The following is a 16788-nucleotide window of genomic DNA, read 5'->3' on the forward strand; positions in this document are numbered from 1 at the left end:
GGCGACATTTGACCGCCGACGCGCGCAAGATCGCCTTTACGTCCAGAACGCTCCATCACGTCGATCTCGAGCGGGCCGCGGTCGCGGCCCTGGAGGCGCGCAACTTCCGGCTGGCATTCGCGCTCGCCGACCGCCGCTGCCGGATCATGCCGCATCCGGGTGCCCGCGCCCACCTGCTGCGCGCAGAGGCGCTGTCCCGCCTTGATCTCAGGGATGATGCCGTCGCCAGCGTTGCCAGGGCGATCGAACTCGAACCGGACGATCTGGTTGCCGCACGGCGCATGATGGCGTGGGGTGACGGCCCGCAGCGGATCGAGGCCGCACGCAGCATCGCACGGCGCGACGACGATCCGGATTCGGTGAGGAGCGCCCTCGTGCTGCTCGAACAGGACGGTCAGGACAGCTGCGCCCGTATCGACTTCCTGGATGAAGAGGTGAAGGGATGGGTGACGTGGCGAGGGTCTGACGACCCACAGCTTTCACTGGCGCAGGCGGACCAATCCAGTGCCGTGCAGCTTCCCTCCGATCCCCGCCACAGATTCGCACGCGATGGGCGGCACGCCGCGAGCTTTCGCCTGATCCGCCCGCCATCGGCGACCTCGCAACGGCTCGAGATCGCGCAAGCCGGCCGGATCATTGCAAGCGTTCAACTCCCGGCCAATCGCGCGCCGGACCGCCGCAACGCGCCGCCACGGGCCGAGCGCGCGCGAGACGGTGAAACGCCTCCACTCACCATCATCATCCCGGTGTACCGGGATTTGGCCGCGACGCGCGCCTGCATCGAGAGCGCATTGACTGCCGCCGCCTGCACGCCGGGCGCGACCATCGTCGTGGTGGACGATGCCTCGCCCGAACGCGACATCAAGCGCCTGCTCGCCGAGCTGGCTGCCGGGTCGCGTATCCATCTGCTGATCAATGAGCAGAATCTCGGCTTCGTCGGCGCGGTCAACCGGGCACTCGGCGAAACCGATGCCGGCGACGTCGTGCTGCTGAACTCGGACACCATCGTGCCGAAATACGCGCTGCAACGGCTGCGCAGCGCGGTGCAATCGACACCGCGCGTGGGCACGGCGACGCCGCTGTCGAACAACGGCGAATTCACCAGCTTCCCGGTCCCGAACCGGTCAAATCCCCTGCCCTCGCCGGACGAGATAGCGCTGCTCGACGACCTCGCCGGCGCGGCAAATTCCGGGAAGGCGATCGACATCCCCAACGGCATCGGGTTCTGCCTCTACATCACCCGCGAATGCCTCGACGCCGTGCGTGAGCTCTCCGACGACTTCTATCGCGGCTATCTCGAAGACGTCGACTTCTGCCTGCGCGCGGCAGAAGCCGGCCTCCGCAACGTGTGTATCCCGTCGGTATTTGTCGGGCACGAGGGCTCGCGCTCGTTTCTCGGCGAGAAGCGTTCGCTGGTGCTGCGCAATCTGCGGGTTCTCGAGCAGCGCTACCGGCGCTATGCGACGGAGTGCGCCGCGTTCCTGCTCGCCGATCCGCTCCGCGATTGCCGCGCGGCACTGGAGCTCAAGCTGCTCGCGAGCGAACCGCACGCTGCCGGCCCGTGCGTCATCCTCTGCGGTTCCGCGATTGGCCGCGAGATCGCCATCAGGCGATGCGGGCAACTCGCGGCGGACGACCAGCGCGCGCTGGTCGTGCAGACCCGAACCGAGGGATCGCGCCAGCTGGCGACCATTTTCGATCCGGATGGCGTAGCACCGCAGTCGATCGCACTCGACGTTGCAACGCCTGAAGGCCGTGAGGCCTTGCTGACGCTGCTCACCGACCTCAAAATCCGCGCGATCGAGATTGCGGAGCCGAACCGCATCCCCGCCGCATGCCTGGCCCAGCTCACGCAACGCTTCCCCTACGACGTCCTGATCACCGACACCGCCCTCGCACTGCGCACAGCACTCGGATCGGGCGTTCACCCGGACTGGAGCAGCCTGATCGCCGGCGCTCAACGCGTGACCGCGATCGGAGAGGACGGGGCCGCCTTTTCGGATACGGTGCTCGGCTTGCAAGCGACCCGGCTGGACGACCCGCCTGCGCCGCCGACGCGGCATCACGCCGTGAGCGGCCCTGTGCGTCTCGGTCTGCTTGTCCTGCGCGCCAGCGCGGCGGAGTTTCGCTTCATCAGGGCGTTGAGCGATCAAATCGCCGATGCCGGTGCAGGCGTCGAGATCATCGTGCTCGGGACCACGCTCGACGATCTCAAGCTGATGCAGCGGAGCAATGTCCTGGTCACCGGCGACGTCGCCGTCGACGACATCGCGACGCTCGTCGAGGGTCACGGCATCACGAAACTGGTGCTCGACATCGGCGAGCCCGCCTTTGGGCATCCGCTGCTGGATGCGCTCAGGGCAACCGGGCTGCCGGCCGCCGCGACGGAATGGAGACCGACAGCAGCGGGACGTGGCCGGGAAACCGACCTGAAGCTGCCGCCGGGCCTTGATGCCGATCAAACAATTGCCTCCGTGCTCGGCTGGGTGAGCGGGGATGCCCGGCTACATCCCGACCGGAGGCGCGGCCGGCACAGGCGGCAGGTTGGCGCGCGGCTTCCATGATCGCGGCGGCCATGCCAGCGAGGAGAACGGCGTCGAGTCGAGCCCAAGCAACGGACTGTAGTAGGGATCGTCGAGCAGCACCTCGCCCCACTTCGCGCGCAGCATCGACAGCTCGCGCTTGAAGCGTGCCTTGCGATCCGGTGCGGAATCGCGGCCCCGGCTTGCCGATTCCAGATGAACGAGTTTCGCATCCGGCGTGAACACGATCCGCTTGCCGAGCTGGCGCAGCTTCAGGCACAGATCGACGTCGTTGAAGCTGATCGGGAAACGGGTCTCGTCCATGCCGCCGACGGCCACGAAATCGCGTTTGCGCATCAAGAGGCACGCGGCCGTCACCGCCGAGCATTCGTGCGCCACCTGGAGCAGATCGCCGTAGCCGGGATCACCATCCATCCGGTCATTGAAGGCGTGCGTGGCCGCGAAATTGGTCCCCAGTACCACCCCGCCATGCTGCACGACGCTGCTCGGCCAGAGCAGCTTTGCACCGACGGCCCCGACATCGGGAGCGGCGAGCCGCCACAGCAGCTCCGCCAGCCAGCCGTCGTCGAGCGCCTCGATATCGTTGTTGAGCAAGCAGATGTTCTCTGCGTCGACACAGTCGATCGCGGCGTTGCTGATGGCTGCGAAGTTGAACGGGCCCTCGACGGAGATAACGTCGATGTCCTCCTCGGATAGGCTCTCCAGATAGTCGAGCGTTTCAGGCTCCGTCGAGCTGTTATCGACGACAAGGATGCGGGCGTTGGTCTCATTCGCGGCCGGCGTGACCGTCTCGATGCATCGCTTGAGCAGTTCGGCGCGATTTCTGGTCGGGATGACGATGGTGGTGCGCTCGCTCCAATCGACGGTGCGCTTGACCTGAACGGCAGGAAGCAGCCCCGCCTTGCGCGGCTCGACACTCGCCTCGATGCCGGCTCTGGCCAAATATGCCTTGCTTGCGGCGGCCAGTTCGCCGGTTGCGGCCGACGCATCGATCGGCGGCAGTGCCGCAATCGATCCAGGAAGATGATAGGTTCGGCCAGGCTCCGCGCAGGACAGAAAGATGTCGTAGAGCGACGTCGCCGCTCGCAGCGCTTCGATGGCATGTTGGCGGCGCACCGCAAAACAGTACGCGCCATAGCCCTGCTCGAGCGCGCGTTCGAGATCGAACGCCGAAAACGCCAGCGGCCAGACCGCACCGGCGCCCGCAGCGACCTCGACGTCGCCATAGGCGAGATCGCAGCCGGGCTCGGCCGCGAACACAGCGGCGAAGCGCTGCAAGGCATTCTCCGCGAGGATCGTCCCGCTCAGGCAAAAGACCAAGAACTCGCTGTTGGCGGCATCACCATCGACGAAGTCGCGGGCCGCTTTCCGATCGAACCGACTGAAGGCCTGCGCCGGCAGGCACACCGCCGACCAGGCCGAATGCCCCTGGGCTTCGAGGCTCTCAATGCTTTCATCCACCCTGTTCTCGCCGATCAGGACGACCGCGGCCTCGGACGGAACGTCGGATTGCTCCGATTGCGCCGCCGGTGCGAAGCGCTCCTTCCAGCTGCGATAGGCGTGAAGCGGCATCGAGGCCGGCAGCACGCGGTCGAACAGTTCTCCGCGCAGCCGCTCGCTGTCCCAGCGCCCGAGATCCGCAAGCGTCTGCTCCAATCCGCGTTCGAAAGCGACAAAGGGAATCGGCTCCGAGATCAGGCTGCGTCCGGAAACCGTCCGCGCCGACAGGCCGCGCATGCGACCGTCGGCAAAATGCTCGGGCAGATGAAAATCGATCCGGCGGCCGACGCCGAACTCGCTTCCCCGCGCAACGTTGGTCCAGCCGGTCGGCTTCACCGTCATCACCGGCCGCTGCGCGATCAGGATCTCGATATCTTCGTCGATGTCGCGGGACAGCCAGCCCTCGAAGCGCAAGCCTCCGACCCATTCGATGTCGGCGATCCGATGCCACTGGGCTTGCGGTGCCGCGACATCGCAGCGAATCGGAGCGCCGACAGGACTACCGATGTTGGCCAATCTGGCCTCGACGATCCCAGCGTTCGCGCCGACCTGATCCTGCACATTGAATGTAAAACCAAAGCGCCCGTCGCCTATACCGGCCTCGGCAAGCTCTGTTACAAACTCGTCACACAATGATGACATGTATGGCTCGCCGTCGACCAGCAGTTCGACGGTGTAGCGTCGGCCGAGATCGGCGCGGTCATAGACAAACCCGGAAAACGTCGTTCGATCGTATCTGGTGAACTGCGTTTGCAACGACGCGTAATCAGCTCCCGAGGGCCTGTGCTTGCCAATCGTCTTCGTGCTCATGTCCACCCCTCAAACGGCGGCTCGATTGTCGGTCGATTTCAAGTTGAGAATGTGTCCATGGCGCGCCCAAAGGTGACTAGCGAGCACTCACCTGCACTGAGGCGATCACCGTTTGCACAAAAAGCCGCCGAGCTCCAACACAAACTATACGTTATAAAACTTGGCGTTGTCGGCGCCAATTGTGCTAGTGCTAACTCCTCCTCTCCACACTGATCGACGAGCGGATTGATGAAGATTGCAATGGTTGGGACGGGATATGTAGGTCTCGTGTCCGGAGCGTGTTTTGCCGATTTCGGCCATCAGGTCGTGTGCGTCGATAAGGACGCCGGCAAGATCGAAGCCCTGAAGCGCGGCAAGATCCCGATCTACGAAACCGACCTCGACAAGCTCGTCGAAACCAACGCCGCCGCCGGACGGCTGACCTTCACGACGGAGCTCACCGGCGCCGTCGCCGATGCCGACGCCGTGTTCATCGCGGTCGGAACGCCATCGCGGCGCGGCGACGGCCATGCCGACCTGAGCTACGTCTATGCTGCCGCCAAGGAGATCGGCGCGGCGCTCAAGAAGTTCACCGTGGTGGTGACGAAGTCGACCGTGCCTGTCGGCACCGGCGACGAGGTCGAGCGCCTGATCCGCGAGACCAATCCCGACGCCGATTTCGCCGTTGCGTCGAATCCCGAGTTCCTCCGCGAAGGCGCGGCAATCCAGGATTTTCGCCATCCCGACCGGATCGTCGTCGGCACCGAGGACGATCGGGCCAAGCGGGTGATGGGCGAAGTCTATCGCCCGCTCTATTTGAACCAGGCGCCGATCCTCTATACCGCGCGGCGCACCGCTGAATTGATCAAATACGCCGCAAATGCGTTCCTTGCCACCAAGATCACTTTCATCAACGAGATCGCCGATCTCTCCGAGAGGGTCGGTGCGAACGTGCAGGAGGTCGCGCGCGGCATCGGGCTCGACAACCGGATCGGCACCAAGTTCCTGCATGCCGGCGCGGGCTATGGCGGCTCGTGCTTCCCGAAGGACACCCGCGCGCTGTTCAAGACGGCGCTCGACCACGACGTCCAGCTGAAAATCGTCGAAGCCACGCTGACCGCGAACGACAACCGCAAGCGGGCGATGGCGCGCAAGGTCGCCAACGTGCTCGGCGGCGAGCTGCGCGGCAAGACGATCGGCGTGCTCGGCCTGACCTTCAAGCCCGATACCGACGACATGCGCGAGGCGCCCTCGATCCCGCTGATCAACGGCCTGATCGATTTCGGCGCCAAGGTTCGGGCCTACGATCCGATCGGCATGGAGCAGGCGCGCAAGGAATTGCCCGAGATCGAGTACTGCAAGGATGCCTATGAGTGCGCGCGCCAGGCCGATGCGCTTGTCATCGTCACCGAATGGCGCCAGTTCCGCGCACTCGATCTGAAGCAGATCAAGCAGGAGATGAAGCGTCCGGTCGTGGTCGATCTGCGCAATATCTACCGTCCGGACGAGATGGCCGCGCACGGATTCACCTACGACAGCATCGGCCGGCCGCGCTGAGCGGTAGCACCTCGGCGGCGATCGCCGCCGCTCGGTTCAACGAGCCCCGGTTCAGATCAAATCTGAGCCGGGGCCTTGGTTTTTGATGCGCTTGTTCGCGAACCTCGAAGACGCATCAAGCGGGCGCGGGCGCGCCGAGCTGGACATAGGCATCAAGCTCGTGCGCGAGCGCTTCCTGCCAGGTCGGCATCGCCACGCCGAACTGCGCCTTCAGCCGGGTCAGATCCAGCCGTGAATTGCCCGGACGCACCGCCTTGGTCGGAAAATCCGCCGTTGCAATCGGCGCGATGGTCTCGACGGCCAACGTGACACCACGCGACCTCAACCCACTGACAATGGCGCTGGCAAAGCCGTGCCAGCTGGTTTCGCCGGCACAAACCAGGTTGACGACGCCGCCCCTGCGCGCGAGCTGGTCGTGCAGCGTGGTGAGGTTCGGCAGAACGATGCCGGCCACCGCGCTGGCGATCGCCTGTGCCGAGGTCGGCGCCCCGATCTGATCGGCCACGATCCGCAATTCCTTGCGCTCGCCGGCGAGCCGGGCGATCGTGCGCAGGAAGTTGGTGCCTTTTGCGGCATAGACCCACGAGGTGCGCACGATCAGATGCGCACCGCCCGCCGCCTGCACCGCGACGTCGCCGGCGAGCTTGCTGGCACCATAGACGGACAATGGTTCGGTCGGACTATCCTCGCGCCACGGCCTGTCACCCGAACCGTTGAAGACGTAGTCAGTGGAGAAATGCACCAGCGGCACATGGTTCGCCGCGGCCCATCTGGCGAGCGTCTCGGGCCCCCTGGCGTTGACCAGGAAGGCCTGCTCGCGCTCGTCCTCGGCGCGATCGACCGCCGTATAGGCCGCCGGATTGATGATGAGATCGGGCTTCAGGTTTTCGAGCTGGCCCGTCAGATTATCCGGTTTCGACAGATCGAATTCCGCGGTCGGCGGCGCGAGGATCGTGCCGTGACTTTCCAGCAGCGGCTTCAGCGCACTGCCAACCTGCCCGCGTGTTCCCGTCAACAAGATCCGCATCATCAGATTTGTCCGTAGGTCGGAAGGTTGCTGGCATCGGCGAGCAGCGGCGCGTCCGCATCCTTGGCCGACAGCTGCGGCTTGTCGACGCCCCATTTGATCCCGATCGCCGGATCGTTCCAGCGGATCGAGAGCTCGTCCTTGGGGCTGTAGAAATCGTCGCATTTGTAGAAGAAGTCGGCGGTTTCCGAGAGCACCACGAAGCCGTGCGCGAAGCCGCGCGGCACCCATAATTGCCGGCGGTTGTCCTCGCTCAGCTCGACCGCGACATGCTTGCCGAAATTCGGGCTGCCGATGCGCACGTCGACCGCGACGTCGAGCACCTTGCCGCGCAGCACGGTCACGAGCTTGCCCTGGGTGAGCGGGTTTTGCAGATGCAGCCCGCGCAGCACGCCATAGGCCGAGCGGGACATGTTGTCCTGCACGAAGGGTCGCGTGATGCCGTGCTCGACATAACGGGGCGCCTGATAGGTCTCGAGGAAGAAGCCGCGCTGGTCGCCGAACAGCTTCGGCTCGACGATCAGGACTTCTGGGAGCTCGGTCTTGATGACGTTCATGTAACGCAGGTTCCAGTTTTGAGCAGGCCCGAAATGTTAATTTGATACTCATAACAAACTTGTGCGGCGCACGCTATCTGTTATGTTTTGATAGTCAAACTGTGAGGGACCATGAAGGGCATTATCCTCGCCGGTGGAACCGGCTCGCGCCTCTACCCCGTGACCACTGTCGTCTCCAAACAGCTGCTGCCTGTGTTCGACAAGCCGATGATCTACTATCCGCTGTCGACGCTGATGCTGGGCGGAATTCGCGACATTCTGATCATTTCGACGCCGCAGGACAAGCCGCTGTTCCAGCGTCTGCTCGGCGACGGCCACGAGATCGGCATCAGGTTCTCCTACGCCACGCAGGAGACCCCGCGCGGTCTCGCCGACGCCTTCATCGTCGGCCGCGACTTCATCGGCGACGACTCCGTCGCCCTTGTGTTAGGCGATAACATTTTCTACGGCCATGGCCTGCCCAGCATGCTGTCGGCCGCCTCGGTCCGCAAGAAGGGCGCCACCGTGTTCGGCTACGTCGTCAACGCGCCGGAGCAATATGGCGTGGTGGAGCTGGACGACACCGGCCTGGCGCTGTCGATCGAGGAGAAGCCGAAGCGGCCGAAGTCGAACGTCGCCGTCACCGGCCTCTACTTCTACGACAATGACGTGGTCGACATCGCAGCCGGCATCAAGCCGTCGCCGCGCGGCGAGATCGAGATCACCGACGTCAACAAGGCCTATCTCGAGCGCGGCGACCTCTATGTCGAGGTGCTCGGCCGCGGCTTTGCCTGGCTCGACACCGGCACCCACTCCTCGCTGGTCGAGGCCAGCCATTTCGTCCAGATCCTGGAGCAGCGCCAGGGCCTGCGCATCGCCTGTCCCGAGGAGATCGCGCTGCGCCAGGGCTACATCTCGCTGGAGGCCTTCGCGAAGGTGGCGCAGAAGACCGCCAAGAGCAGCTACGGCGAGTATCTGCTGTCGGTCTACCGCTCGTTCCAGGGCCAACCCCGCACCGCCGAGGTCTTCAAACATGCGGTTTAAGGGATCGACGATCTTCGTCACCGGCGGCGCCGGCTTCATCGGCTCCGCCGTGGTCCGCCATCTACTGCGCGACACCCATGCCCGGGTCGTCAACATCGACAAGCTGACCTATGCGGCCAATCTGGACTCGCTGCCCGGCTCGGCCGAAAGCCTGAACTACAGCTTCGAGAAGGCCTGTATCTGCGAGGCGCAGAGCCTGCGACGGCTGTTCGAGAAATATCAGCCCGATGCGGTGATGAATCTCGCCGCCGAAAGCCATGTCGACCGCTCGATCGACGGCCCCGGCGAATTCATCCAGACCAACATCGTCGGCACCTTCACGATCCTGCAGGAGACGCTGCGCCACTGGCGCACGCTCTCGCCCGAGAAGCGCGACCAGTTCCGCTTCCTGCACATCTCGACCGACGAGGTGTTCGGCACCCTCGGCGATGAGGGGCTGTTCACCGAAACCACGGCCTATGCGCCGAACTCGCCCTATTCGGCCAGCAAGGCATCGTCGGATCATCTAGTGCGCGCCTGGCGCGAGACCTACGAGCTGCCGACCCTGGTGACCAACTGCTCGAACAATTACGGCCCCTATCACTTCCCGGAAAAGCTGATCCCGCACATGATCATCAAGGGGCTCGCCGGCGAGCCGCTGCCGGTCTATGGCGACGGCCAGAACATCCGCGACTGGCTGTTCGTCGAGGACCACGCCAAGGCGCTGACGCTCGTGCTGGAGCGCGGCAGGATCGGCGAGACCTACAATGTCGGCGGCCGCAACGAGCGCACCAATCTGCACGTCGTGGAAAGCATCTGCGACCTGCTCGACGAGGTTGCGCCGTCGGCTGCAGGCCCGCGACGGCAGCTGATCAACTTCGTTGCCGATCGTCCCGGCCACGACCGCCGCTACGCCATCGACGCCACCAAGCTCGAAACCGAGCTCGGCTGGCGCGCCGAGGAGAATTTCGAGACCGGCATCGCCAAGACCGTGCGTTGGTACGTCGACGAGCAACCCTGGTGGCGCGCGATCCTGGAGCGGGGCTACAAGGTTGAGCGCGTCGGGCTGAACCAGTAGTCCGGCGAATAGGCTTTGCAACCGCCCGCGAGATCGTCGCATATCTGAATGGCTTTGCCGTCATCGTCAGCGAACCGACCGTGCCGGTCGGTACCTGCGATGACGTCGAGCACATCATACGCGAGACCAATCCCGCGGCAGGCTTCGCTGTCGAGCTTCCTCTTATCGCTTGAAAATATAGGCCTGCAGCTGTGCTGGCCTCGGCTTGCAAGCCTCTGGCTCAAGCCGGGTGCAGGACCGAGGAATGTCCGAGTGTGGCCCTTGGGAGACCCATCGAAAAACAACGTTGTACTTGCTTGGAGCATATTGCTTCGCAAGCGACGAAAGCGTCACTGCTTCGGAGAGTCCTTCGGTAGAAATCGCGGGAAACTGGAACTTGGGGGCCTCGTTCGATTTTGTATCGGCAAGCCCAAGACTTCTGGCGTCAAATGTCTTGTCCACGGCGGCTTCACCAGGAAAGGTCACGTGAACCCTGCCGACTCCATTTGTGATGACCGGTTGAGAGAATCTTGGAAGGCGGAGAAGCGATCCTCTCCCGGCAATTTCGATCGGCGCACTGGACGCGGCCAGTTTCAGAGTTTTCCAGCCTTCCTTCTCATAAGCCAGATACACGCCGTTTCTTCCGGCTTCATCGAACTTTGTGTAGGCAATGAGCGGAGTGCCGTCCGTGGTCACGTTCAGTTCGGCATTGTTCACTAAGCCTCGGCCCTCGCCCGGATCATCAACGAGATCGCTATTCCTTGGATTGACTGAACCGAGGATCGGATCACCATTCGCTTTGGTCCACGAAACAAAATCACGACTCTTGGCGAAGGTAATCCTGAAGTTCGACGCGACATCAGGGGTTTTCCGCCACACGATTGCGACATTGACCTCTCCGTCCGGCCCTCTGACGAATGCCGTGGGATAGGCGCTTACCGATCCACCCTTAGCCCTATCCGAGAATAGAGGCGTTTCGGAAAGCCGCTTCCAGCTCGTGCCGTTCCAAATGTTGGCGTACCACGCTCCGTTGCCGCTTACGCCGTCGCGAAATACCAACAGCAGATTCTTTCCAGCCTTTTCGAACGATGGATAAGTTATGTGCTCCTCGTTCCTTCCGGTCATGGTCGCTGCAGATATGTCAGCAATCGAACGCGCGGACGTTGAGCGGAAATACTCCAGTGGATGGGCATGGTTCACGAAAACCACATGCAAGTGCCCCTGCTCGTCAAGTGCCAGCTTCGTCTCATCGTGACTGTCCCAACCCGGGGTGCTGGCTTGAAGCTCCTTACGGCGCACCGATCCTGACGCCAGGTCGATCTGTGCAACACTGAACACACGTTGTGCGTTGTAGTAGGCGATGAACGCTTGCTCTCCGACCGTCAGGCTAGCAAATTGCGAGTTGGTACCTGTCCAGACATTGTCTACTGGCACGATCACCGGGGCCGGAGCATCGGCGCCAGACGCCCCGGCCAGATTGCAGGCGAGTGCGATGAAGACGAGGACGTCCCGGAGATGACGAACAGATCGTTTCAAGGTTCCCTCCTACTTGCTCTCGACACATAGCCGGCCCGCGCAGTCTCAAACGATCAACAGTTGGAGTCTTCGATCTTGATGAAAATAAGTCGACTGCTTTCAAGATACATCGCCAATCGGCAACCAACGTTGGCTGAGCTGTTTTCCAAGCGCCCGCGGCCCGACCTCGACAAGTGGGAACACTATATCGCCAAGTACTCCGAACTCTTTCTCCAGCTTCCTCGAACGGTGAAGTTGCTCGAGATCGGCGTGTACCACGGCGGATCTCTTCGCCTCTGGAGTGAGTACTTTTCGCCGGATAGCGTCATCGTAGGAGTCGATAAGAATCCGGAATGCAAGAAACATGAAGGCGGCAACATCCATGTCGTGATCGGCGACCAGGGCGATCAGGCTTTCCTCTCCGATCTATCGGCACAATTTGGCGGCTTCGACATCGTCATCGATGACGGAAGTCACCTGGTCTCCGACCAAATCGCTTCATTCGAGTCGCTGATACGATCGACAAGACACGCCTACATCATCGAGGATACCCACGCAGCATACTGGCAACCGCCTCCAAGCAAGGCCGCGTTGTCGAACTTTCTCGTCGATAAACTGGATACCCTGCATGAATGGTTTATCGCTGCCGGAACATCCGAGCTGTTCGACAACGCCGACTGGATCAATCAAAACAAGGCGAACGTATCCGAGATGCGGCACCGTCTGACCTCAATCGAGGTCCTCGATAGCCTGCTGATTTTTCGGTTGGGTAACAATCCACCTCCGAAAAGATTGCGTACAAAGATTGCAGGCCGCAGCTGATCCTTCCCCTGGTCGCCGGGTCGTCCGGGCCTTTACGCCTTCATGAGGAAGATCGAGTCTTGAAAGCTCAACGCGCCCTTTCTCCCTGCCCACGTGCCGTAAAACACGGCCGCGGTGTAGAGACCCAATTCGGCCAGCGTCGCTTTCAACCAGACTTCGTCGAATGAAATAGCGTGCAATGGATCCTCAGTGTTGAAATATGAACAGTGATCGTTCAGCACGTGCTTCATTGGATACGACGACTTATCGATCGATTCCAGGTGTCGACTTTCGCCGTTCGAAAGGAAGAACGTCGCGTATATCACGCTCTTCTCGTCCATGATCGCTACGATTTCCTTGAGATAAGCAATAATGTCCGCCTCATACATATGAGTGAAGACACTGAGGACAAAGATCGCGTCGGGCGACGCGTATCGCCTATCTATTCTGAAGTCTTCTGTCCTCAGCTTTCCCGACGCATTGTAGCGATCGTTCAGCACATCAAAGTGATGAAATTGGTAGCTCGGCAGAACCGGAGAGAAATTGGATTGCAACCAGCTAATCTGAGGCGACAACACGTCTACGCCGCAGTAGTTGCCGCGATATCCTTTTGCCGCCAATGCGTAAGCTATCCGGCCGAAGCCGCACCCGATATCGACAATCGGCCGGCCACGAAGCTGCAAAACTCGATTGCCCAAGGCAAGCAGACCCGCCCCATTCTTGGGAAAGCTCTCCCAAGTTTCATTCATAAACAGCAAGTCCTTCGGTGGAAGAGGAAGTTCCTTGCCGTCCAGTTCCGTCACGGGGTTATTCATACGCTCAGCTCCACTGCAATTAGACGACATCCCGGCGTCAAGCCACGGTACCCTTAGTTCGACTGTCTCTAGACTGAATAATCTGCCGGCCCCTGCTGTCGAACAGCTTGGCAGCCAGAAGACGGACCTCGTTCAAAACCTGATTGTCCTCCATAAATTTCACGGCAGATTTCACGCGCCCTCTCGAATGCTTCTTAAAGAGCGCCTCGGCGCCCGCCTCCATATACTTGGTTCGTTCCGCATCCGAGTAACTCTTGGACTTTGCATGAAATACGTAGGTATTCGTGGCCACGGCCAGTTCGAAGCCGGCGTCGGCGGCGCGAAAACAAAAGTCATTCTCCTCGCCATATCCGAACGGAAACGCACTCTCATCGAATTCGCCGATCGCATCCAGCACGGTTCGCCGAACACACAGACAGAACCCGTGAACCAAAGGCGTCAGCGGATATATTCCATTCCAGTTGGCTTCTAGATATTGATCCAAATCTTCCACAGTCATGTCTACGGGTAAAGGATTGATGGCCGTTTGCCCGACTGTTCCCTTGGTGCTGGGAACCGACTGAAAGCTTGCAGCATTCGAGAGAGGACCCACTATTCCGCGCGCATCGGAGCTGAAGAGAGCGGCTCGCAGTTTCTTAATGCCCGCAGGTGGCACAATCGTGTCGCTGTTAAGTAGAAAGACCGCATCCGCCTTCGACTGGCGGAGCCCTGCATTGACCGCCTTAGTGTAACCCCCACGCACGGTGAGCGGCACGATCTGATGCTCCAGCCAGGAGTACTCAAAGCGTTCGATGGCGGATTTGGTGGGCTTGTCGGATACGTCGTCGACCAAGATCAACCTGAAGTTCCGATCCTCCTGGTCAACTAGCGACCGGAGGCACTGCAAGACGTCATCTAACGCGTTGTGGACGCACACGACAACGTCCACCGTAGGCTCACGCGAACTGGCGCTCGGGCGCTTTGCGGATTTCTTTCGCTTTGCGCCCCTCCGATCCGATGCCGTCCCTTCTGCGAACGATACGCTTGCTGGCCGATACCACGGCTGATCCGACAGAGGACGACCGGGCCACTTGTTCATGCCGTGTTCGAACAGGCAGAAATCGGGAGCATCCCTCAGCGAAATGCGATCGGCGAATACGGGCTTCCAGCGAACCCCGCTCTTATAGATCGCATAATTGATGCTGATCTGATCTCGGCGGCTGTAGCGGTTCAATTCGTTCCACCAAACCCTGAACATCTCCCGGACTTCTTTTCGCTGCGCGAGGAAACAAAAGAAATTCGTTTCGATCAGCTGGCTCGAAGCCAATTCGGGAATGGTGACATACCGTCGGATCTGCTCGTTTATCAGTTCGGCTTCGTCCAGCTTCATCTCTTTGCATACCGAAGCTTCCTCAAAGCAGGTTTCCCGGAACGGATGAGCGATTGCCGCTAACGAAATGTCGCCTCCCAGCATCTTCAAATAGGGTTGGACAGATTTCCGAATAAGAACATTTGCGTCGAGCCAAATGACGTTCTCGTACTCGCCGACATAATTAATCAAATGAGTCTTGACATAACGCGCGCTCCGCCGCGGATCAGGGTCGCGATAGTCCGCCTGTACAATGTCAAATACACCGTACCCGTCTATTTGTCGGTCGCTGAAGCAGTAGTAGTCACAATCTTCCTCCAGAACCTCGGGAAGAAGCAAAGTGTCGAAATCTCCGAAAACAGCCGTGCAAACGGCGGTCCGCGCGAGCCCTCTATTTTTCCGGCTGGCCCGGTATCTGAGAATATCGTCGGTCCGATCTCGCTCGAGAGGCTTGTAGAGCCTCTTGGGATGATAGTAGCTCGTGAGATTGTGAGCGACGTCGATCGAGAAGCAGCTCACCTGATAGCCGAGAGTCAACGGAACGATACCCAGAAGCCTTTCAAGTGCATGAGCGAATGTTCCGTCTACCTGTCCCTCCTCAGGAGCAAACTCATCGAGCGTGAGCTTTGCGTTTAGGATCGGCGCAATCGCAGCCGGCCGCGCCCAGAAAAATGAGCCGGCTGGATAGTCCGGGCACACATCTCCTTCGTACTCTACCCCGATACGCTCGAGCGCTTCGTCGACGACGCCGCGGTTTTTACCCCAGTTTGGCTGGCTGCGGAGCGCTCCGTGGTATGGCGGCTGCAGTAACCCTAGACCCGGCCGGGTCTCGAACTGATTCAGGATCGACCGAACGGTTTCTTCCGACCCCAGGATGTGGTGACAAAGAAAGCGCCGCCAGTCGCTATGCGCGAAATTGTGCGTCGAGCGTTTTGAGTGCAGATGGCAAAACAGGTCGTACTTGGCTATCTCATCGACTATGTCCACGAACAGCGGCGCCATATCCCGGCCGCGATTTTCGCAATTCCAAACGTCGATCAGGTCGACATTCGGCAGCCGCCTTCGGAAGCGCGCTTCAATCTCGAGCAGATCGCTCACCGATTTGGGGGTAGATATGTAGAGATCGAAATCGATCGGAATGTTGGCGAGATAGCCGGCTAATTCTTCGGATAGTTCGGGATAGAACAAGTGCAGGTGGACTGCGATCTTGGGAGATCCGACAACTTTTGCATCGTGCGAGAACACCTGCTCGATTGGACCGTACTCAGGCACGCCAACCCGAAACAGCTTGGTTTGCCGGCCACGCAGCTCCGGTTTCGGAGCCCGTCCCTCCTTTTGTCCGAATAGAGCGAAATGGACTAGAGGATTCGCTTTGGAAGCCTTTACGTCCATATTTGCATCAATGTAGCCCTTGGTATCGAAGTCGGGCGAGGGATCGCGACCTTCGAGATACCCTATGTCGAAGTAATGCTTGAGCGGCCCGCCTGGATAGCCCGCCGCATCTGCGTACGTTTTTAAGTACCAGTCCGAATGCAGGAATGGATTGGGATCCCGATCGTGCAGGTGCAAGAGAAAGTCAGCCAGAGGCGTTTGGCCTTCCTTGAACGGACCATACTTGCTTGAATACCAAGCATGGGAGAACAAGGGGTTGGGAGACTGGTCCTTCAGCGAACCCACAAACACGTAGTGCAAGAGAGGGTTCCAGCCGAAGGCCTCCAGGTCGGAGTTGGCCAGCTTGTAAAATTTCAAATCGAAAATCGGATTTGGAGTTCGATTCTCTCGATACCCCTTGCCGTTGAAGTGAGCGAGAGGGTCGATTCCTGCACTCGCAACGTCCATATTTTTCGAAACATACCATTCAGGCGAGAAAAGGCCTGACTCCCTTACGAACGACGCCAACTTCGCCGGCGGAAAGTTCAGCTTGCCGCTCTTCACGAATTCTGCGGTTTCTCTGTTCTCGTTGATGCCCCTCAGCAAGAAGTGAGAAAAGGGGTTCATCCCGGCTTTTTTGATATCGGGGTATTTTGACAGGTACCATTTGGGAGAGAAATAGAAGCTTGGCTGAAGATGGGCAGCCCAGCCGACATCCCGAAAATGCTGCTGCGGAGTTTGATCTGGAGCCAAGGTGATAGAATTGAACCTAACGTACCACGCTGGATCGAAATACGGCGTCGCTTCGAACAGGTTTTCGATCTCTGCAAACGAGGTGTATTTAGACATTCTGATCATTCCGATTACTGACTAACTCGAAGATTGCTTCGCATGACAAATGCGATG

11 protein-coding genes and 1 pseudogene are annotated in these 16788 nt (G+C 60.5%); 6 read left to right on the forward strand and 6 right to left on the reverse strand.

The window, feature by feature from the left end:
• Positions 1-8: 8 nt before the first annotated feature.
• Entirely contained in the window at positions 9-2564 is a 2556-nt protein-coding gene (locus ACVINW_RS36355) for a glycosyltransferase (RefSeq protein WP_456755735.1), read from the forward strand.
• On the opposite strand, the gene ACVINW_RS36360 is transcribed toward ACVINW_RS36355, so the two are convergent.
• Complete coding sequence (locus ACVINW_RS36360; RefSeq protein WP_456755736.1) at positions 2505-4853, reverse strand: glycosyltransferase family 2 protein; 2349 nt, start codon at positions 4851-4853, stop codon at positions 2505-2507. The two genes, ACVINW_RS36355 and ACVINW_RS36360, sit on opposite strands and share 60 nt — an antisense overlap.
• 228 nt (positions 4854-5081) lie before the next feature.
• Between ACVINW_RS36360 and ACVINW_RS36365 the strand changes: the two genes are divergently transcribed.
• Positions 5082-6389 (forward strand): UDP-glucose dehydrogenase family protein, encoded by a 1308-nt coding sequence (locus tag ACVINW_RS36365; protein WP_456755737.1) that lies wholly within the window; start codon positions 5082-5084, stop codon positions 6387-6389.
• A gap of 115 nt (positions 6390-6504) precedes the next feature.
• Here ACVINW_RS36365 and rfbD read toward each other — a convergent pair whose 3' ends face one another.
• Together rfbD and rfbC are read right to left on the reverse strand one after the other, a co-directional pair.
• The gene (rfbD, locus tag ACVINW_RS36370; protein ID WP_456756581.1) at positions 6505-7416 is read right to left on the reverse strand and encodes a dTDP-4-dehydrorhamnose reductase; all 912 of its coding nucleotides are present in this window, start codon (positions 7414-7416) and stop codon (positions 6505-6507) included.
• A gap of 2 nt (positions 7417-7418) precedes the next feature.
• On the reverse strand, positions 7419-7973 hold the full coding sequence (gene rfbC / locus ACVINW_RS36375) for a dTDP-4-dehydrorhamnose 3,5-epimerase (RefSeq protein WP_456755738.1): 555 nt from the start codon (positions 7971-7973) through the stop codon (positions 7419-7421).
• A gap of 111 nt (positions 7974-8084) precedes the next feature.
• On the opposite strand from rfbC, the gene rfbA reads away from it, so the two are divergent.
• The 3 genes and pseudogenes from rfbA to ACVINW_RS36390 form a co-directional block, all read left to right on the forward strand.
• On the forward strand, positions 8085-8996 hold the full coding sequence (gene rfbA / locus ACVINW_RS36380) for a glucose-1-phosphate thymidylyltransferase RfbA (RefSeq protein ID WP_456755739.1): 912 nt from the start codon (positions 8085-8087) through the stop codon (positions 8994-8996).
• Entirely contained in the window at positions 8986-10053 is a 1068-nt protein-coding gene (gene rfbB, locus ACVINW_RS36385) for a dTDP-glucose 4,6-dehydratase (RefSeq protein ID WP_456755740.1), read from the forward strand. The genes rfbA and rfbB overlap by 11 nt, the downstream gene beginning before the upstream one ends.
• 14 nt (positions 10054-10067) lie before the next feature.
• Positions 10068-10205: pseudogene (locus ACVINW_RS36390) on the forward strand (UDP-glucose 6-dehydrogenase); the annotation flags it as partial.
• Positions 10206-10215: 10 nt separating this feature from the next.
• Here the strand turns inward: ACVINW_RS36390 and ACVINW_RS36395 are convergent.
• Positions 10216-11568, reverse strand: coding sequence for a BNR-4 repeat-containing protein (locus tag ACVINW_RS36395; RefSeq protein WP_456755741.1), 1353 nt, complete (start codon positions 11566-11568; stop codon positions 10216-10218).
• A gap of 129 nt (positions 11569-11697) precedes the next feature.
• On the opposite strand from ACVINW_RS36395, the gene ACVINW_RS36400 reads away from it, so the two are divergent.
• Positions 11698-12369, forward strand: a complete 672-nt coding sequence (locus tag ACVINW_RS36400; protein ID WP_456755742.1) for a hypothetical protein — start codon at positions 11698-11700, stop codon at positions 12367-12369.
• 32 nt (positions 12370-12401) lie between these two features.
• Here ACVINW_RS36400 and ACVINW_RS36405 read toward each other — a convergent pair whose 3' ends face one another.
• Both ACVINW_RS36405 and ACVINW_RS36410 read right to left on the reverse strand, forming a co-directional pair.
• Positions 12402-13163: a class I SAM-dependent methyltransferase gene (locus ACVINW_RS36405; RefSeq protein WP_456755743.1), complete on the reverse strand. Its 762-nt coding sequence runs from the start codon at positions 13161-13163 to the stop codon at positions 12402-12404.
• 37 nt (positions 13164-13200) lie between these two features.
• Positions 13201-16731 (reverse strand): rhamnan synthesis F family protein, encoded by a 3531-nt coding sequence (locus ACVINW_RS36410; RefSeq protein ID WP_456755744.1) that lies wholly within the window; start codon positions 16729-16731, stop codon positions 13201-13203.
• Between the last annotated feature and the right edge of the window lie 57 nt (positions 16732-16788).

Source organism: Bradyrhizobium sp. USDA 4461, assembly GCF_054055655.1.